The following is an 18,043-nucleotide window of genomic DNA, read 5'->3' as shown; positions in this document are numbered from 1 at the left end:
ATGTCTAAACTGACCGTAAAAGGCGTCCTGTTCGGACCAATCCTGAACAACAACCCCATCGGCCTGCAGATCCTCGGGATCTGCTCGGCTCTGGCGGTGACCTCGAACCTGAACACCGCGCTGGTGATGTCCATCGCCCTGACCCTGGTGACCGGCTTCTCCAACCTGTTCATCTCCATGATCCGTACCCAGATCCCCAGCGCGATCCGCATGATCGTGCAGGTGGTAATCATCGCCTCGCTGGTGATCGTGGTGGATCAGGTGCTCAAGGCCTTTGCCTACTCGCTGTCCAAGCAGCTGTCGGTATTCGTCGGCCTGATCATCACCAACTGCATCGTGATGGGCCGTGCCGAAGCGTTCGCCATGCAGAATCCGCCGATGATGTCGTTCCTCGACGGTATCGGTAACGGCCTGGGCTACAGCGCCATGCTGATCGCCCTGGGCTTCGTTCGCGAGCTGTTCGGTGCCGGCAAGCTGTTCGGCCAGACCATCATTCCGGTGGTCAACGATGGCGGTTTCTACGTTCCCAACGGCCTGCTGTTGCTGCCTCCGTCGGCGTTCTTCCTGATCGGCCTGTTCATCTGGGCCCTGCGTTCCTACAAGAAGGAGCAGGTGGAGAAGCCCGAATACCGCATGGCACCACAGGTATCCAATAAGGAGGCCTACTAATGGAGCACTACATCAGCCTGTTCGTCAGGGCCGTGTTCGTCGAGAACATGGCGCTGGCGTTCTTCCTCGGCATGTGTACCTTCCTGGCAATCTCCAAGAAGGTCGAAACCTCGCTGATGCTGGGTCTGACCGTGATCGTTGTGCAGACGGTTACCCTGCCGCTGAACAACCTGTTGTACACCTATCTGCTCAAGGACGGTGCGCTGGCTTGGGCCGGATTGCCGGATGTCGACCTGTCGTTCCTCGGCCTGCTGTCCTACATCGGCCTGATCGCCGCTGTGGTGCAGATCATGGAAATGACCTTGGACAAGTACCTGCCGAAGCTCTACAACGCGCTGGGTATCTTCCTGCCGCTGATCACTGTGCACTGCGCCATCATGGGCGGCACCCTGTTCATGGTCGAGCGTGACTACAACTTCTCGGAAAGTCTGGTCTACGGCGTGGGTTCGGGTTTTTCCTGGGCGCTGGCTATCGTGCTGCTGGCTGCCATCCGCGAAAAGCTCAAGTACAGCGATGTCCCCGAAGGCCTGCGGGGCCTGGGCATCACCTTCATCACCGTCGGTCTGATGTCGCTGGGCTTCATGTCCTTCTCCGGCGTGCAACTGTAAGGAATGGGACACGATGAGTTTTGATCTGATTCTGCCCATCGCCATGTTCACCGGCATCGTGCTGGCGCTGGTCGTTGTCATCCTGGCGGCGCGCTCCCGGCTGGTGTCCTCCGGTGACGTGAACATTGAAATCAACGGCGAGAAGACCATCACGGTCCCCGCTGGCGGCAAGCTGCTGCAGACCCTGGCGGCCAACGACATCTTCCTGTCTTCCGCTTGCGGTGGCGGTGGCACTTGCGCGCAGTGCAAGTGCATCGTCCAGAGCGGTGGCGGCGAAATGCTGGCTACTGAAGAAGCCCACTTCAATCGACGCGAAGCCCGTGAGGGTTGGCGTCTGTCCTGCCAGACCCCGGTCAAGCAGGACATGAAGATCAAGGTGCCGGAAGAAGTCTTTGGTGTGAAGAAGTGGGAATGCACGGTCGAGTCCAACCCGAACGTGGCCACCTTCATCAAGGAGCTGACCCTCAAGCTGCCGGAAGGCGAGAACGTTGACTTCCGCGCCGGCGGTTACGTCCAGCTGGAATGCCCGCCGCATACCGTGTACTACAAGGACTTCGACATTCAGGAGGAGTATCGCGGCGACTGGGACAAGTTCAACCAGTGGAAGTACGTGTCCAAGGTCGATGAGACCGTGATCCGTGCCTATTCCATGGCCAACTACCCGGAAGAGCGCGGTCTGGTGAAGTTCAACATCCGTATCGCCTCGCCGCCCCCCGGCAAGGACGATCTGCCGCCGGGCAAGATGTCTTCCTACGTGTTCAGCCTCAAGCCGGGTGACAAGATCACCGTGTACGGACCTTTCGGTGAATTCTTCGCCAAGGATACCGATGCGGAGATGGTCTTCATCGGTGGTGGTGCCGGCATGGCGCCGATGCGTTCGCATATCTTCGACCAGCTCAAGCGCCTGAAGTCCAAGCGCAAGATCAGCTTCTGGTACGGTGCGCGCTCCATGCGCGAGTCGTTCTACAACGAAGAGTACGATCAGCTGGCCGCGGAAAACCCGAACTTCGAATGGCACCTGGCGCTGTCCGATCCGCAGCCGGAAGACAACTGGACCGGCCTCACCGGCTTCATCCACAACGTGCTGTACGAGAACTATCTGAAGGACCACCCGGCTCCGGAAGATTGCGAGTTCTACATGTGCGGCCCACCCATGATGAACGCCGCAGTGATCAAGATGCTGACCGACCTGGGGGTCGAGCCGGAGAACATCCTTCTCGACGACTTCGGCGGCTGACGCATGAGGTCTGCTGTACTCCAGCCCGTTATCGCTGTCGCCCTGGCGGCAGCCCTAACGGGCTGCTTGCATTCTGAACGGATCGAAGAGTTCGGTGGCCCGACCATGGGCAGCACCTATTCGATCAAGTACGTCCGCAGTGAAGGCGTCGCGCCGCAAGCCGAACTCAAGGCCGCGACCGAGGCGATCCTCGCCGAGATCGACCTGCAGATGTCCACCTATCGCGATGATTCGCTGATCGAGCAGTTCAACCGTGCGCCGGCCGGTACCTGCCAGACCATGCCCCGGGGCGTGTTGGACCTGGTGCGTGCCGGTGATCGCCTGCATCGGGAGAGCGAGGGTCATTTCGACCTGACGCTGGAGCCGTTGCTCGACCTCTGGGGCTTCGGACCCAAAGGGCAGGGTGAGGCGGTGCCGGATGCCGAGCGTCTGGCCGAAGTGCGTCAGCGCGTCGGTCAGCAGCACCTGAAGATCGAAGGCGAGCAGTTGTGTAAGGATGTCGACGTGGAAGTCGACTTCAACAGCATCGCTGCCGGCTACGCTGTCGATCGGATCGTGGAGCGCCTGGCCGAGCTGGGGGTCAGCAGTTATCTGGTCGAAGCCACCGGCGAGCTCAAGGCAGCCGGCCTCAAGCCCGATGGCAGCCACTGGCGCATCGGCCTGGAGGCTCCGCGCGACGATCAGCGCGTGGCTCAGCGTATCCTGCAACTCGATGGTTACGGTATTTCCACCTCTGGCGACTACCGCAACTACTTCGAAGAGAACGGCCAGCGCTACTCGCACACGCTTGATCCGCTGACCGGCAAACCGGTCAATCACAAACTGGCAGCTGTCACGGTGGCCGATCCATCGACCTTGCGTGCCGATGGCTTGTCTACCCTATTGATGGTGCTTGGGCCGGATGCCGGCATGGCCTTCGCCGAGCGCAACGGTATCGCGGCGTTTTTCGTGACGCGTGAAGGCGAGGGCTTCGTCACACGGGGCACGGCCGCATTCGAGCAGCTATTCGCTGCAGGAGATGAGCAATGATTTTTCTGGTTGTATTTCTGTCCATGATCCTGGTCGTCGGCATGATGGCCGTCGGCGTGATCATGGGGCGCAAACCCATCGCCGGTTCCTGCGGTGGCATCGCCAACCTGGGCATCGAGAAGGAATGCTCGATCTGTGGCGGTAGCCGTGAGAAGTGCGAAGAGGTCAATCGCGACAAGAGCGAAGCGCCGAACACCGACCTGGCCTACGACGCGAGCAAGCGCTAAGCCTGGTGGTAGCTTTGACAGCCGGCAGCTGTAATCCACTGCCGGCCCTGCCGAGGGTGCGCCACAAGCGCTCCGGCCTGATCTGAAGGAGTAAACATGGCGGTCTACAACTACGATGTGGTGGTGCTGGGCTCCGGCCCGGCGGGCGAGGGCGCGGCGATGAACGCGGCCAAGGCCGGGCGCAAGGTGGCCGTGGTGGACAACCGTCCGCTGGTCGGCGGCAACTGCACCCACCTGGGAACAATCCCCTCCAAGGCGCTGCGCCACTCGGTGCGGCAGATCATGCAGTTCAATACCAACCCGATGTTTCGCCAGATCGGCGAACCGCGCTGGTTCTCCTTCCCGGACGTGCTGAAAAGCGCGGAGAAGGTGATCGCCAAGCAGGTCACCTCACGCACCGGCTACTACGCGCGCAACCGCATCGACACCTATTTCGGTACCGCCAGCTTCGCGGACGATCAGACGGTCGAAGTGGTATGCCTCAATGGTGTGGTGGAAAAGCTGGTGGCCAAGCAGATCGTCATCGCCACCGGTTCGCGCCCCTACCGCCCGGCCGATATCGATTTCCGCCATCCGCGTATCTACGATAGCGACACCATCCTCAGCCTGGGCCACACGCCGCGTCGTCTGATCATTTACGGAGCCGGGGTCATCGGCTGCGAATATGCCTCGATCTTCAGTGGTCTGGGCGTGCTGGTCGATCTGATCGACAACCGCGATCAACTGCTCAGTTTCCTCGATTCGGAAATTTCCGATGCGCTGTCCTATCACCTGCGCAACAACAACGTGCTGATTCGTCACAACGAAGAGTACGAGCGCATCGAGGGTGTGGAAAACGGTGTGATTCTGCACCTGAAGTCGGGCAAGAAGATCAAGGCCGATGCGCTGCTGTGGTGTAACGGTCGTACCGGCAATACCGATCAGCTGGGCCTGGAGAACATCGGCATCGCGGTCAACAGCCGTGGCCAGATTCAGGTCGATGAGTACTACCGCACCGAGGTCAGCAACATCTACGCTGCCGGTGACGTGATCGGCTGGCCGAGCCTGGCCAGTGCCGCGGCCGACCAGGGCCGTTCCGCTGCCGGCAGCATCGTCGACAACGGCAGCTGGCGTTTCGTCGATGACGTGCCGACCGGCATCTACACCATTCCGGAGATCAGTTCGATCGGCAAGAACGAGCGCGAGCTGACCCAGGCCAAGGTGCCTTACGAAGTCGGCAAGGCCTTCTTCAAGGGCATGGCCCGCGCGCAGATCTCGGTTGAACCGGTGGGCATGCTGAAGATCCTGTTCCATCGTGAAACCCTGGAAGTGCTGGGTGTGCACTGCTTCGGCTATCAGGCTTCGGAGATCGTCCACATCGGTCAGGCGATCATGAGCCAGAAGGGCGAAGCCAACAGCATCAAGTACTTCATCAACACCACCTTCAACTACCCGACCATGGCCGAGGCCTATCGGGTGGCGGCGTTCGACGGCCTCAACCGGCTTTTTTGAGCGGCTCCGGCCGGCGGCCTGAGCCGGTCGGGGAGACAGGCTGGATAGCGGCTTCCGAGTGGCGCTGGCCGAATCGGGAGAGTTTCTAGCGTCTCAGGCGGCAGCAACGAAAAAACCGGCCATTGGCCGGTTTTTCGTTATTGGGCGTTGTGTTCGTAGCCCGGATGCAATCCGGGGAGGCTCTTTCTGCATCCCCCGAATTGCATCCGGACGAGGCGCGAGCTGCTCTGGCTTGCTCCCCTCTCCCGCTTGCGGGAGAGGGGCCAGGGGGAGAGGGCGATGAGTCTCAAGCGCGCAGCGTCTGCACCGCCAGGCCGGGGAAGTCGGTGATGATGCTGTCGACGCCGAAGTCGGCCAGACGGCGCATCAGCGCTGCTTCGTTGACTGTCCATACCGACACGTGCAGCCCCTGCTTCTGCGCCTTGAGCAGGCGTTCCGGGGTGCACAGAGTCCAGTTCAGCGCCAGTAGATGGCAGCCATAGTGGGCTGCCACTTTCAGCGGATCGAGCCAGGCGTACTCGGCGACCAGGCCCAGTTGCAGCTGCGGAGTCAGCTCGCGGGCGGCCTTGAGCACTTCGCGCGAGCTGGAGGTGATGGTGATCTGCTCACGCAGGCCGAAACGTTCGGCCAGTTCGGCGATGGCCAGTACGGTTCGTGAAGCACGCACCTTCGAGGCGCTTTTCACTTCCAGTTGCCAGTGCTCGAATTGACACTGTTCGAACAGCTCTTCCAGGCGTGGAATGGGGCAGGGGTGCACCCAGCCCGGGCCGCCCTTGCGCGCGTCGTACTTGTTCAGTTCGGCGGCGTCGTGCTCGACCACCTTGCCGCGCATGCTAGTGGTACGTTTCAGGGTCGGGTCGTGAATCACCATCAGTTCGCCGTCGCGTGACAGATGCAAGTCCAGCTCGCAACGATTGACGCCATGCTCCAGGCAGCGCTGGAAGCTGGCAAGAGTGTTTTCCGGGGCTTCGCCCTTGGCGCCGCGATGGCCGTAGATGAGAGTCACTGTTGCTCCTTGGCGGTGTCGGGGTGATGCGGGCGGTGGTGGCGCACGCTGTTGACCACGTGATCGTACTCGAAATAGACGCTGAACTCGCGGTAGTCCCAGCGGGTGATGGGCGGCTGGCCGACAGGCTTGTGTTCCACATCGGCCAGGCCGAAGCGCTCCAGCACCGAGCGTTTGGACTGGCCCTTCTGGGGAAGGTTGCGAGTATCGATATCAGCACCCTGACTGCCCAGAGGGATAGTCAGGGTGTCGGCGAACAGGGGGGCAGGGGCGAGTAGTGCAAGTAGCAGGGCGAGGCGATGCATGGCGATTCCTTGGCAGTGTTCATTCGCGGGCCTGGCGACGTTCCAGGGCCTGTTTCTGCAGGATATGCCGCGCAAGCAGTTGGCGCTGTGCGTCGGTCAACGCTTCGAACTCGGCACCGATCTCGTACTGGCCATCGTTGCGTGCGTCGCAGTGCACCACCTTGGCACGCAGTAGCAGGCCGAGGGCCTGAGGCATCAATACCATTCTGATCGCCAGGTGGCTGCCGGGAGCCACGGCCTGGGTGTGGCCGAAGCTGATACCGCCTTCGGACAGCGATACCTGGCGCGGCGCGCCGATGCCCTGCAGCAGACTCTGCGCCACCGCCTGACCCAGCAGATCGATGCGCTTGTTGATCACCTTCAGGTAACTGGCCAGGGTCCGGTCGCGCTCGCCGATGTGACGCAACAGATGCTGCGACTCGAAGTCCATCAGGTGCAGGTCGCTGAGCAGGTTGAACAGCGGCGACGCATCGTGAAGCGCTTCACCGGACTGGGCTGCGGCACCCGACAACGGGGTGAATTCCAGTGCTATCGTATCCTCGATACGATAGTATTCCCGGCGATCATCTACATCGTATGTCGACATGGCGAACCCATGACTGCAGTGGTGGTCAGAGAACTCGTTGACGATCCGGCACCTAGCCGAACTGGTTCTGAGTGTAAGGCCGCTATCCAGTGCCTGCCACAAGGACGTTCCTTTTCCCCTGACCCTTCCCCGACATGTTCAGACCTCTGTTCGTATTCATCGGTACGCGCTACACGCGAGCCAAGCGCCGCAACCATTTCGTTTCATTCATTTCCCTGACGTCCATGCTCGGCCTCACCCTGGGGGTGATGGTGATGATCCTGGTGCTGTCGGTCATGAACGGTTTCGACCACGAGATGCGCACCCGTGTGCTGGGGATGATTCCTCATGCCACGGTCGAGTCGCCGACTCCGGTCAGTGACTGGCCGGCACTGGCGCGTCAGGTCGAGCGCCATCCGCGGGTGGAGGCGCTGGCTCCCTTTACCCAGATGCAGGGCCTGCTGACGCACGACGGCAAGGTGCAGAAGGTGCTGATCAATGCCATCGATCCCGAGCAGGAGCGCAAGGTCTCGATCATCGATGACTTCTTCCGGCAGGGCAGCCTCGACAGCCTGCAGTCGGGTGATTTCGCCATGGTCATCGGCGACAAGGCGGCGGCCAAGCTCGGCCTGGAACTCGGTGACAAGGTCACCTTCGTCGCCCCCGAGGTCACCGTCACGCCGGCCGGCATGTTCCCGCGCCTGAAGCGTTTTACCGTGACCGGTATCTTTCATGTCGGTGCCGGCGAGATCGATGGCGCACTGGCACTGGCCAATATCAGTGACCTGGCACGCCTGCAGCGCTGGAAACCGGATCAGGTTCAGGGGCTGCGCCTGAAATTCGATGATCTGTTCCAGGCGCCGCGCAGTGCCTGGGAGATCGCCCAGACGCTCGACGGCGACTTCTTTGCCCGCGACTGGACCCGCAGCCACGGCAACCTGTATCAGGCCATCCGCATGGAGAAGACCATGATCGGCCTGCTGCTGCTGCTGATCGTCGCGGTGGCGGCATTCAACATCATCTCCACTCTGGTGATGGTGGTGACCGACAAGAAGGGCGACATCGCCATTCTGCGCACCCTCGGCGCCACGCCGCGGCAGATCATGGCCATCTTCATGGTGCAGGGCACCGTGATCGGCGTGGTCGGTACCTTCATCGGTGCCGTGCTGGGGATTCTCGCTGCGCTCAACGTCAGCAGCCTGATTGCCGGCATCGAGCGCCTGCTGGGCATCAAGTTTCTCAATGCCGATGTCTATTTCATCGATTACCTGCCTTCGCAACTGCAGAGCGCCGACGTGGTCATGGTCTGTACCGCGGCGTTGCTGCTGAGCTTCTTCGCTACCCTGTATCCGGCCTGGCGCGCCGCCCGCACCCAGCCCGCCGAGGCCCTGCGCTATGAGTGAGTCCATGAATCAGAACGCCATGAAACAGCACAATGCCGTGCTCAGCTGCCGCAACCTGAGCAAGCGTTACGACGAGGGCCCCGAGTCGGTGGTGGTGCTCGACGGCCTCGAGCTGGAGCTCTTCCCCGGCGAGCGCGTGGCCATTGTCGGCAGCTCCGGTTCCGGCAAGAGCACCCTGCTGAACATGCTTGGCGGCCTGGACACGCCCAGCGAGGGCAGCGTCTGGCTGGCTGGCGAGCAGCTCTCGGCACTTAGCGAGACCGCCCGTGGTCTGCTGCGTAACCGGGCGCTGGGTTTCGTCTATCAGTTTCACCACCTGCTGGCCGAGTTCACCGCGCTGGAGAACGCCTGCATGCCGCTGCTGATCGGCAAAACCCCGATTGCCGAGGCACGCCAGCGCGCGACTGCATTGCTCGAGCGTGTGGGCCTTGGTCATCGCCTCAATCACAAACCCTCAGAGCTGTCCGGTGGCGAGCGTCAGCGTGTGGCCATCGCCCGCGCCCTAGTCAACCGCCCGGGCCTGGTGCTGCTCGACGAGCCAACCGGCAACCTCGATCAGCACACCGCCGAAGGCATTCAGGAACTGATGCGTGAGCTCAGCCGCGACTCCAATACCGCGTTCCTGGTGGTGACCCACGACATGCAGCTGGCACGGCAGATGCACCGCGTGCTCAGCCTGCAGGACGGCAAGCTGGTGGCCATCTGATGTTTCGTCCGCTGAGTATATTCATCGGCGCCCGCTACACGCGGGCCAAGCGCCGTAATCACTTCATTTCCTTCATTTCGCTGACTTCGATGATCGGCCTGGCGCTCGGCGTGCTGGCGATGATCGTGGTGCTGTCGGTCATGAACGGTTTCCAGAAGGAAATGAGCTCGCGGATTCTCGGCATGGTGCCGCACGCAATGCTCTATGGCGCCGAACCGGTTGCCGACTGGCGTGCTCTGGCAGACAGGGCCATGGCCAATCCGCAGGTGCAGGCGGCTGCGCCCTACGCCGAACTGGAAGGCATGTTGTCGCATCGCGGGCTGATGCAGCCGATCCAGATCCACGGCATCGATCCGGCGCAGGAGGGCAAGGTGTCGATCCTGCCCGAGCACATCCGCCAGGGCAGCCTGAACGATCTGCAGCCTGGTGAGTTCGGCGTGGTCATCGGCGACATCACTGCGCGACGCTTCGGTCTGCAGGTCGGCGACAAGCTGACGCTGATCATTCCCGAGCTGAGCAGCGCTCCGGGTGGCGTCACGCCGCGCATGCAGCGCCTGAACGTCGCGGCGGTGTTCAAGGTCGGCGCCGAGTTGGACAGCTCGCTGGCACTGATCAACGTCGCCGACGCCGCAACCATGCAGCGCCTGCCGGAGGGCACGGTGCCGGGTATCCGTCTGGCGCTCAAGGACCTGTACCAGGCGCCGCAGGTATCCAAGGCCCTGTTGGCGGAGCTGGGTGCCGATTACCGCGCCGATGACTGGACCCACACCCAGGGCAGCCTGTTCAGCGCGATGAAGATGGAAAAGACCATGATCGGTCTGCTCCTGTTGCTGATCGTCGCAGTCGCGGCATTCAACATCATCGCCACCCTGATCATGGTGGTCGCCGACAAGGGCGGCGATATCGCCATCCTGCGTACCCTGGGCGCCACGCCGCGGCAGATCATGGCCATCTTCATGGTTCAGGGGGCGGTAATCGGCATGGTGGGTACTCTGATCGGCACGGCGCTCGGCGTACTGGCGGCGCTGAATGTCAGTGCGCTGGTGGCCTGGCTGGAGTCCTTCGCCGGGCAGCAGGTATTGAGCTCGGACGTGTACTTCATCAGCAGCCTGCCATCGGATCTGCAGTGGCTGGATGTCGCGCTGATCTGTTCGGCGGCATTGATTCTGAGTTTCCTCGCCACGCTCTACCCATCCTGGCGGGCGGCGCAGGTACAACCAGCCGAAGCGCTACGCTACGAGTGAGCATTAAAAAGCCGTCGTATTCGACGGCTTTTTCTTATCAGGGCCGCTGCTGACGGCGCTTTTCCTGACGTTTGCGCCAGCTACGCTGGACCCACCAGCGCCAGTAGAGCATGGTCAGGACATAGCCCAGTACGGAGAGGATCAGCCCCGCAACGAAGGAGCCCAGATAAAGCGGCTTCCACAGTACCGCAACCTCTGCCGTGATCCATTCCAGGCTCAGGGTGTGCGGCATGCGCACCGGCGGCGCCTGCATGATCCATGCTCCCAGTTTGTAGGTGCAGTAGAACACTGGCGGCATGGTGATGGGGTTGGTCAGCCAGACCAGGCCAATGGAGATCGGCAGGTTGGCGCGCAACGGAATCGCCACGGCGGCGGCGGCCAGCATCTGCATCGGCATGGGGATCATCGCCCAGAACAGGCCGATTGCCATGCTGCGCGCTACCGAATGGCGGTTGAGGTGCCAGAGATTGGGATCATGAATCAGCTTGCCGAGAAAGCGCAGGGACTTGTTACCCTTGATGCTATCGGGGGTGGGCATGTAGCGCTTGAATAAACGACGCGGCATGAAGAGTCTCTAGGCATGCAAAAGCGCCGATATTATGCACGGATTCGGCCTGGCCAGCGTTTTCATATTGTGACCGAAGGTGAGCGCCGGAGGCGCTCAAGAGCTCGATGAGCAGGGAGGAGCGATGCGTACAGGGATGTTGGCTCTGGCCTTGGGCCTGCTCACTTTGCGCTTTCTACCCAGCCTGCCGCCAGGCTGGCTGTTGCTGATCGCAGCTTTTACCGGCCTGGCGTTGCTGCTCTCGCGCCTCTATCCACTGGGGTTCTTCTTGCTGGGACTGGCCTGGGCCTGCAACTCGGCGCAGTGGGCGCTGGATGATCGCCTCGATTCTCGGCTCGATGGCCGCACGTTGTGGCTGGAGGGGCGGGTGGTCGGCTTGCCCGAGGTATCCGATGGCGTGGTGCGCTTCCTGCTGGAGGAGGCGCACTCGCGTCGCGCAGAGTTGCCGAGAAGGTTACTCGTGGCCTGGTATGGCGGGCCGGCGGTGCAGGGCGGCGAGCGCTGGCGTCTGGCGGTCAACCTGAAACGTCCGCACGGCCTGGTCAATCCGCAGAGCTTCGACTACGAAGCCTGGCTGCTGGCGCAGCGAATCGGCGCCACGGGCACGGTCAAATCCGGAAAGCGCCTGGCGCCAGCCACGGGCCTGGGCAGTTGGCGCGACAGTCTGCGCCAGCAGTTGCTGGCCGTGCCGGCTTTTCACAGAGAGGGCGCTATCGCCGCGCTGGTACTGGGAGACGGTTCGGGTTTGAGTACCCGTGACTGGCGCCTGCTGCAGCACACCGGCACGGTGCATCTGATGGTCATCTCGGGACAGCACATCGGGTTGCTGGCCGGTTTTCTCTACGGTCTGGTGGCATTGCTGGCAAAGCTCGGTGCATGGCCGGCGCGTTGGCCATGGTTGCCTTGTGCCTGCGTCCTGGCCCTGGGCGGAGCCTTGGTCTACGGCTTGCTGGCAGGCTTCGAGGTGCCGGTGCGCAGAGCTTGCGTGATGGTCGCGCTGGTCCTGCTGTGGCGCCTGCGCTTTCGTCACCTGGGCGCGTGGTGGCCATTGTTGCTGGCCTTGATCGTGGTTCTGCTGCTGGAGCCGCTGGCGTCATTGCAGCCGGGCTTCTGGCTGTCGTTTTCGGCGGTGGCGATTCTGGCTCTGGTGTTTGGCGGTCGGCTCGGCGTCTGGGGTTGGTGGCGCGGTCTGACGCGTGCGCAGTGGACCATGGCCATCGGCCTGTTGCCGATGATGTTGATCCTTGGCCTGCCAGTCAGCAGCAGCGGCCCGCTGGCCAACCTGATCGCCGTACCCTGGGTCGGCTTGGTTGTGGTGCCCCTGGCCTTGCTGGGCACATTGCTGCTGCCTGTTCCCGTGCTGGGTGAGGGGCTGTTGTGGCTGGCCGGTGGGGCATTGCACCTGCTGTTCGAATTGCTCGGCATCATCGCCGACTGGCTGCCCGCCTGGTTGCCGAGCGTCCTGCCGCTATGGGCCTGGCTACTGGCTGCGCTGGGGGCGCAGCTGCTTCTGTTGCCAGCCGAGGTACCCCTGCGTCTGCCCGGTATTGCGCTGATGCTGCCCGCCTTGCTGTTGCCTGCACCGCATATGGAGGAGGGGCGCGCCGATGTCTGGGTGCTGGATGTAGGCCAGGGGCTGGCAGTGCTGGTACGCACCCGGGAGCACGCCCTGTTGTACGACGCTGGGCCGCGCTTCGGTGACTTCGATACCGGTGAGCGTATCGTCCTGCCTTCGTTGCGGGCGCTTAACCTGCGGCAGCTCGACCTGATGCTGCTCAGCCATGCGGACAACGATCATGCTGGCGGCGCTGCGGCCATCAAGGCCGGGATGCCTGTCTCAAGGGTGATCAGCGGTGAGCCGCAACGACTGGCCGATGAGCTTGGCGCCGACTCCTGCGAGTCGGGGCTGGTCTGGCAATGGAACGAGGTGGACTTCCGGTTGTGGCAGTGGGAGAGCGCCGGTAGCGGCAACCAGCTGTCCTGCGTTCTGCAGGTCGAGGCTGCGGGCGAGCGTCTGCTGTTGACCGGCGATATCGACGTACAGGCCGAGCGGGCCCTGATTCAGTCCGACTTTCCTCTGGCGTCGCAGTGGCTGCTGGCGCCCCATCACGGCAGTCGTACCTCGTCCAGCCAGTCGTTCATCGATGCAGTCGGAGCGCAGAATGTGCTGATCACCCGCAGTCGCCACAATGCCTTCGGCCATCCTCATCCACAGGTGCTGGCGCGTTATCGGGCTGCGGGTGTCGAGGTACACGACACCGCGCGCGACGGTGCCCTGCATCTGCGCCTGGGTGAGCATGGCGCAGCGCGGGCGTTGCGACACGAACCACGTTTCTGGCGGGAAAAATGAGAACGGCGGCGGTCGGCGAGGGCTTAACCCTATGCTAGAGTGGCGCCACTTTTTCGAGGGGGATTCTCTACCGTGTGGGAACTGGTCAAAGCTGGCGGCTGGATAATGCTGCCGATCATTCTCTGTTCCATCGCTGCTGCCGGTATCGTTGCCGAGCGTCTTTGGACCCTGCGGCCCGCCCGCGTCACCCCGGCCAATCTGCTGGCCCAGGTGTGGCGCTGGATCAAGGACAAGAAACTCAACAACCAGAAGCTCAAGGAGCTGCGTGAGGATTCGCCGCTGGGGCAGATTCTCGCTGCCGGTCTGGCCAACTCCAAGCATGGTCGCGAGATCATGAAGGAGTGCATCGAGGAGGCCGCCGCGCGCGTGATCCATGATCTGGAGCGTTACCTCAACGCCCTTGGCACCATCGCCGGCATCGCGCCGCTGCTTGGTCTGCTCGGTACGGTGCTGGGCATGATCGAGATCTTCAGCTCCTTCATGGGCGCAGGCATGGCCAATGCGCCGATGCTCGCCGGCGGTATCTCCAAGGCCCTGATCACCACCGCAGCCGGCCTGATGGTGGCGATCCCGGCACTGTTCTTCCATCGCTACCTGCAGCGCCGTGTCGACGAGCTGGTGGTGGGCATGGAGCAGGAAGCGATCAAACTGGTTGAAATGGTCCAGGGTGATCGCGACGTCGACCTGGGTGAGGGCAAGGCGTGAAATTCCGGCGCAAACCGCGGGAGAACGTCGAGATCAACCTGGCCTCGTTGATCGACGTGGTATTCATCCTGTTGCTGTTCTTCGTGGTCACCACCACCTTCACCCGCGAGACCCAGCTCAAGGTCGATCTGCCCGAGGCAGCCAGCGGCACGCCGCCGGAGCAGACCGAGCTGAAGCAGGTCGAGGTGCTGATCGGTGTCGATGGCGCCTACTCGGTCAATGGCAAGGCGCTGCTGGAGAGCAACCTGAGCAATCTGATGGCGGCGTTGCAGAAGGAATCCGCCGGCGACAACAGTTTGCCGCTGATCATCAGCGCCGACGGCAAGACGCCACACCAGGCGGTGATCACCGCCATGGACGCTGCCGGCAAGCTGGGTTTCTCGCACCTGCGCATCACCACGGTGGAAGCACAGGAAAGTCCCTAAGTGAGCGCTGCGGATCGCTTGCTCGAGGCCTGGTACCGCGGTCATCCGGCGCTGGTTCTATTGCGCCCGCTGGAGTGGTTGTATCGCCGCGTGGTACAGGGCAAGCGTGCGCGTTTCCTGGCCGGCCAGAGCGAAATCTACCGCGCGCCGGTGCCGGTGCTGGTAGTGGGCAACATCACCGTCGGCGGCACCGGCAAGACGCCGCTGATCCTCTTTCTGATCGAGCATTGCCGAGCCCGTGGGCTCAAGGTGGGCGTGGTCAGCCGCGGTTATGGCGCCGCGCCGCCGAGCCTGCCATGGCGCGTGCGTGCCGATCAGCCCGCAAGTCAGGCCGGTGACGAGCCGCTGCTGATCGCGCAGCGCACGGGTGTGCCGCTGATGATTGACCCGGACCGCAGCCGCGCCGTACGTGCGCTGCTGGCTGAAGAGGCTCTGGACCTGATCCTCTGCGACGATGGCCTGCAGCACTACCGTCTGGCGCGCGATCTGGAGCTGGTACTGATTGATGCCGCCCGCGGCCTGGGCAATCGTCGCTGTCTCCCGGCCGGGCCGCTGCGCGAGCCGGCCGAACGCCTGAATGAGGTGGATGCGGTGCTGTTCAACGGTGCCGAAGCCGACCGCAGCGATGGCTATGCCTTTGGCCTGCAGCCGAGCGCGCTGGTCAATCTGGCCAGTGGCGAGCGCGTCGGGCTGGATCATTTTCCTCCTGGCCAGCACATGCATGCAGTCGCCGGGATCGGCAACCCGCAACGTTTCTTCAATACCCTCGAAGCGCTAAACTGGCGACCGGTTCCGCACCCCTTTGCCGACCACGCGCAGTACGATGCCGCCCAGCTCAGTTTCGAGCCGTCGCTGCCGCTGCTGATGACGGAAAAGGATGCGGTGAAATGCCGGGCCTTCGCCGCCGCCGACTGGTGGTACCTGGCCGTCGAAGCCGTGCCTGCGCCGGCCTTCGTCGACTGGCTGGACAAGGAGCTGGCTCGCCTCATACCGGGGTCTTGAGGACCCCATCAAGGACTGCGCCATGGACCTTAAACTGCTCGACATTCTCGCCTGCCCGATCTGCAAGGGCCCGCTGCAGCTCTCCGAAGACAAGACCGAACTGATCAGCAAGGGCGCCGGCGTGGCCTACCCGATCCGCGACGGCATTCCGGTGATGCTGGAAAGCGAAGCCCGCACCCTGAATACCGACGAGCGTCTGGACAAGTAAATGAGTGCAGCCTTTACCGTTGTAATCCCCGCCCGCTACGCCTCCACCCGCCTGCCGGGCAAGCCTTTGCAGGACATTGCCGGCAAGCCTATGGTGCAGCACGTCTGGGAACAGGCGCAAAAAAGCTCGGCTGATCGCGTAGTCATCGCCACCGACGATGCGCGCATCGTCGATGCCTGCCAGGCCTTCGGCGCCGAGGTGCTGCTGACCCGTGAGGATCACAATTCCGGTACTGACCGCCTGGCCGAAGTGGCCACCCAGCTCGGCCTGCCGGCCGATGCCATCGTGGTCAACGTGCAGGGCGACGAACCGCTGATCCCGCCGGTGATCATCGATCAGGTGGCAGCCAACCTGGCAGCCAATCCGCAGGCGGGTATCGCCACCCTGGCCGAGCCCATCGAGGACGTCACCGCGCTGTTCAATCCCAATGTGGTCAAGGTGGTCGCCGACAAGAACGGTCTGGCCCTGGCATTCAGCCGTGCGCCGCTTGCCTGGGCGCGCGATGCCTTTGCCAAGAGCCGAGATGTGTTGCCGCAGGGTGTGCCGTACCGCCGGCATATCGGCATCTACGCTTACCGCGCCGGCTTTCTGCATGACTTCGTGGCCTGGGGGCCGTGCTGGCTGGAAGACACCGAATGCCTGGAACAACTGCGTGCGTTGTACAACGGTGTACGCATTCATGTCGCTGATGCTCTGGAAGCTCCGGCCGCCGGGGTAGACACCGCCGAAGACCTGGAGCGGGTGCGCCGCCTGCTGGGGGGATGATGAAGGTCCTGTTCGTTTGCCTGGGCAATATCTGCCGTTCGCCCACCGCCGAAGGCGTGCTGCGTCACAAGCTGCGCGCCGCCGGCCTGGAGGATCGCGTGCAGGTGGATTCCGCCGGCACCGGCGACTGGCATGTGGGCAAGGCACCGGACGGCCGCACCCGTCAGGCCGCCCTGCGCCGTGGCTATGACCTGTCCGCGCAGCGCGCGCGCCAGGTCGAGGTCGCAGACTTCCGGCGTTTCGACCTGATCCTGGCCATGGATCAGAGCAACCTGCGCAACCTCAAGGCGTTGCGTCCGGCCGATGCGCATGCTGATCTCGATCTGTACCTGCGTCGCTTTGGTCTGGCGCTGGATGAAGTGCCGGATCCTTACTACGGCGGCGAAGATGGCTTCGAGCAGGTTCTGGATCTGATCGAGCAGGCCAGCGATGCGCTTCTCTTGGAAATCAAGGGGCGCCTGTGAGCCTGAATCTGCAGAGCGATGTGTCGCTCAAGGCCTTCAACAGCTTCGGCGTCGATGTGCGCGCCCGTCGCTTTGTCGAGGCCCATAACGATGATGAGGTGCGCGAGGCATTGAGCCTTGCCGCGCAACTGGGCTTGCCGCCGCTGGTCATTGGTGGTGGCAGCAACCTGCTGCTGACGCGGGATGTCGAGGCGCTGGTGCTGCGCATGGCCAGTCGTGGCATTCGCGTCCTCGAAGAAGATGGCGGTCAGGTGCTGGTGGAGGCCGAAGCCGGCGAGCCCTGGCACCCGTTCGTGCAGTGGAGCCTTGCGCAGGGGCTCAATGGTCTGGAAAACCTCAGCCTGATTCCTGGTACCGTCGGCGCTGCGCCGATGCAGAACATCGGTGCCTACGGTGTGGAGATCAAGGACCTGTTCGCCGGGCTGACCGCGCTGGACCGGCACACCGGGGAGCTGCGTGACTTCGTCCTTGACGAGTGCGCCTTCGCCTACCGTGACAGCCTGTTCAAACGTGAAGCCGGGCGCTGGCTGATCTTGCGTGTACGTTTTCGCCTGAGTCGCCGGGCTTCGCTGCGCCTGGACTACGGTCCGGTACGTCAGCGTCTGGCACAAATGGGCGTTGAAGTACCGACTGCCGGCGATGTCAGCCAGGCGATATGCGCCATTCGCAGCGAAAAACTGCCCAATCCTGCAGAGCTGGGTAATGCCGGCAGTTTCTTCAAGAACCCGGTGGTGTCGTTCGAACTGGCCGAGCGCATTCGTGCCGAGCATGCCGATCTGGTCAGTTATCCGGCTGGCGATGGTCTGGTCAAGCTGGCGGCCGGCTGGCTGATCGAGCGGGCAGGCTGGAAGGGCGTGCGTGAGGGTGATGCCGGCGTGCACCGCCTGCAGGCGCTGGTGTTGGTCAACTACGGCAATGCCTCGGGGGCGCAGCTGCTGCAACTGGCGCAGCGTATTCAGAGCGATATCCTGCAGCGCTTTGGTGTAGCGCTGGAAATCGAACCCAACGTGCTTTGATCTATGCCGGATGCAATCCGGTGTGAGGCGTGCGGATTACGCCGCGCGGACAT

At 62.9% G+C, this 18,043-nt stretch carries 21 protein-coding genes; 17 read left to right on the top strand and 4 right to left on the bottom strand.

Going from position 1 to position 18,043, the window contains the following annotated elements:
• The 6 genes from OEG79_RS13890 to sthA all read left to right on the top strand — a co-directional run bounded on the left by OEG79_RS13890 (window position 1) and on the right by sthA (window position 5,261).
• Entirely contained in the window at window positions 1-669 is a 669-nt protein-coding gene (locus OEG79_RS13890; protein WP_264145574.1) for an NADH:ubiquinone reductase (Na(+)-transporting) subunit D, read from the top strand.
• The gene (nqrE, locus tag OEG79_RS13885; RefSeq protein WP_264145573.1) at window positions 669-1,277 is read left to right on the top strand and encodes an NADH:ubiquinone reductase (Na(+)-transporting) subunit E; all 609 of its coding nucleotides are present in this window, start codon (window positions 669-671) and stop codon (window positions 1,275-1,277) included. Before OEG79_RS13890 ends, nqrE begins: the two co-directional genes overlap by 1 nt.
• A 13-nt stretch (window positions 1,278-1,290) precedes the next feature.
• The gene (gene nqrF / locus OEG79_RS13880; protein ID WP_264145572.1) at window positions 1,291-2,514 is read left to right on the top strand and encodes an NADH:ubiquinone reductase (Na(+)-transporting) subunit F; all 1,224 of its coding nucleotides are present in this window, start codon (window positions 1,291-1,293) and stop codon (window positions 2,512-2,514) included.
• Between the two features lie 105 nt (window positions 2,515-2,619).
• Window positions 2,620-3,543 (top strand): FAD:protein FMN transferase, encoded by a 924-nt coding sequence (locus OEG79_RS13875; protein ID WP_264145571.1) that lies wholly within the window; start codon window positions 2,620-2,622, stop codon window positions 3,541-3,543.
• On the top strand, window positions 3,540-3,770 hold the full coding sequence (gene nqrM, locus OEG79_RS13870) for a (Na+)-NQR maturation NqrM (RefSeq protein ID WP_264145570.1): 231 nt from the start codon (window positions 3,540-3,542) through the stop codon (window positions 3,768-3,770). The genes OEG79_RS13875 and nqrM overlap by 4 nt, the downstream gene beginning before the upstream one ends.
• A gap of 96 nt (window positions 3,771-3,866) precedes the next feature.
• Window positions 3,867-5,261, top strand: a complete 1,395-nt coding sequence (gene sthA / locus OEG79_RS13865) for a Si-specific NAD(P)(+) transhydrogenase (RefSeq protein ID WP_264145569.1) — start codon at window positions 3,867-3,869, stop codon at window positions 5,259-5,261.
• A gap of 286 nt (window positions 5,262-5,547) precedes the next feature.
• Here the strand turns inward: sthA and OEG79_RS13860 are convergent, their stop codons facing one another.
• The 3 genes from OEG79_RS13860 to OEG79_RS13850 are packed head-to-tail and all read right to left on the bottom strand — an operon-like array spanning window position 5,548 to window position 7,158.
• A complete protein-coding gene (locus tag OEG79_RS13860) occupies window positions 5,548-6,267 on the bottom strand; it encodes a glycerophosphodiester phosphodiesterase (protein WP_264145568.1) in 720 nt (239 codons plus the stop codon).
• Window positions 6,264-6,572 carry a phosphodiesterase gene (locus OEG79_RS13855; protein ID WP_264145567.1) on the bottom strand — a complete coding sequence of 103 codons (309 nt, stop codon included), beginning with the start codon at window positions 6,570-6,572 and terminating at the stop codon, window positions 6,264-6,266. Before OEG79_RS13855 ends, OEG79_RS13860 begins: the two co-directional genes overlap by 4 nt.
• Window positions 6,573-6,591: 19 nt before the next feature.
• The gene (locus OEG79_RS13850) at window positions 6,592-7,158 is read right to left on the bottom strand and encodes a PilZ domain-containing protein (RefSeq protein WP_264145566.1); all 567 of its coding nucleotides are present in this window, start codon (window positions 7,156-7,158) and stop codon (window positions 6,592-6,594) included.
• Window positions 7,159-7,292: 134 nt separating this feature from the next.
• On the opposite strand from OEG79_RS13850, the gene OEG79_RS13845 reads away from it, so the two are divergent.
• Genes OEG79_RS13845 through OEG79_RS13835 form a run of 3 tightly spaced genes read left to right on the top strand, consistent with a single transcriptional unit; the run spans window position 7,293 to window position 10,490 of the window.
• On the top strand, window positions 7,293-8,540 hold the full coding sequence (locus OEG79_RS13845) for a lipoprotein-releasing ABC transporter permease subunit (RefSeq protein ID WP_264145565.1): 1,248 nt from the start codon (window positions 7,293-7,295) through the stop codon (window positions 8,538-8,540).
• Window positions 8,541-8,559: 19 nt separating this feature from the next.
• The gene (gene lolD, locus OEG79_RS13840; RefSeq protein ID WP_264148723.1) at window positions 8,560-9,246 is read left to right on the top strand and encodes a lipoprotein-releasing ABC transporter ATP-binding protein LolD; all 687 of its coding nucleotides are present in this window, start codon (window positions 8,560-8,562) and stop codon (window positions 9,244-9,246) included.
• The gene (locus OEG79_RS13835) at window positions 9,246-10,490 is read left to right on the top strand and encodes a lipoprotein-releasing ABC transporter permease subunit (protein WP_264145564.1); all 1,245 of its coding nucleotides are present in this window, start codon (window positions 9,246-9,248) and stop codon (window positions 10,488-10,490) included. The genes lolD and OEG79_RS13835 overlap by 1 nt, the downstream gene beginning before the upstream one ends.
• 37 nt (window positions 10,491-10,527) lie before the next feature.
• Here OEG79_RS13835 and OEG79_RS13830 read toward each other — a convergent pair whose 3' ends face one another.
• Window positions 10,528-11,055, bottom strand: a complete 528-nt coding sequence (locus tag OEG79_RS13830; RefSeq protein ID WP_264145563.1) for a DUF2062 domain-containing protein — start codon at window positions 11,053-11,055, stop codon at window positions 10,528-10,530.
• Between the two features lie 136 nt (window positions 11,056-11,191).
• Between OEG79_RS13830 and OEG79_RS13825 the strand changes: the two genes are divergently transcribed.
• From OEG79_RS13825 to murB, 8 genes are all read left to right on the top strand, one after another.
• Window positions 11,192-13,405 (top strand): DNA internalization-related competence protein ComEC/Rec2, encoded by a 2,214-nt coding sequence (locus OEG79_RS13825; protein WP_264148722.1) that lies wholly within the window; start codon window positions 11,192-11,194, stop codon window positions 13,403-13,405.
• Window positions 13,406-13,477: 72 nt separating this feature from the next.
• Window positions 13,478-14,110, top strand: a complete 633-nt coding sequence (locus tag OEG79_RS13820; RefSeq protein ID WP_264145562.1) for a MotA/TolQ/ExbB proton channel family protein — start codon at window positions 13,478-13,480, stop codon at window positions 14,108-14,110.
• Complete coding sequence (locus OEG79_RS13815; RefSeq protein ID WP_264145561.1) at window positions 14,107-14,535, top strand: ExbD/TolR family protein; 429 nt, start codon at window positions 14,107-14,109, stop codon at window positions 14,533-14,535. Before OEG79_RS13820 ends, OEG79_RS13815 begins: the two co-directional genes overlap by 4 nt.
• Window positions 14,536-15,537: a tetraacyldisaccharide 4'-kinase gene (lpxK, locus tag OEG79_RS13810; RefSeq protein WP_264145560.1), complete on the top strand. Its 1,002-nt coding sequence runs from the start codon at window positions 14,536-14,538 to the stop codon at window positions 15,535-15,537.
• Window positions 15,538-15,559: 22 nt separating this feature from the next.
• On the top strand, window positions 15,560-15,745 hold the full coding sequence (locus OEG79_RS13805) for a Trm112 family protein (protein WP_013714804.1): 186 nt from the start codon (window positions 15,560-15,562) through the stop codon (window positions 15,743-15,745).
• Window positions 15,746-16,510: a 3-deoxy-manno-octulosonate cytidylyltransferase gene (gene kdsB / locus OEG79_RS13800; RefSeq protein WP_264145559.1), complete on the top strand. Its 765-nt coding sequence runs from the start codon at window positions 15,746-15,748 to the stop codon at window positions 16,508-16,510.
• Entirely contained in the window at window positions 16,510-16,974 is a 465-nt protein-coding gene (locus OEG79_RS13795; RefSeq protein WP_264145558.1) for a low molecular weight protein-tyrosine-phosphatase, read from the top strand. The genes kdsB and OEG79_RS13795 overlap by 1 nt, the downstream gene beginning before the upstream one ends.
• A complete protein-coding gene (murB, locus tag OEG79_RS13790; protein ID WP_264145557.1) occupies window positions 16,971-17,990 on the top strand; it encodes a UDP-N-acetylmuramate dehydrogenase in 1,020 nt (339 codons plus the stop codon). Before OEG79_RS13795 ends, murB begins: the two co-directional genes overlap by 4 nt.
• Window positions 17,991-18,043: the final 53 nt, after the last annotated feature.

The sequence above is a fragment of the Pseudomonas sp. Z8(2022) genome (assembly GCF_025837155.1).
Taxonomy (GTDB): Bacteria; Pseudomonadota; Gammaproteobacteria; order Pseudomonadales; family Pseudomonadaceae; genus Aquipseudomonas.
This window is presented reverse-complemented; position numbering and strand designations above follow the sequence as displayed.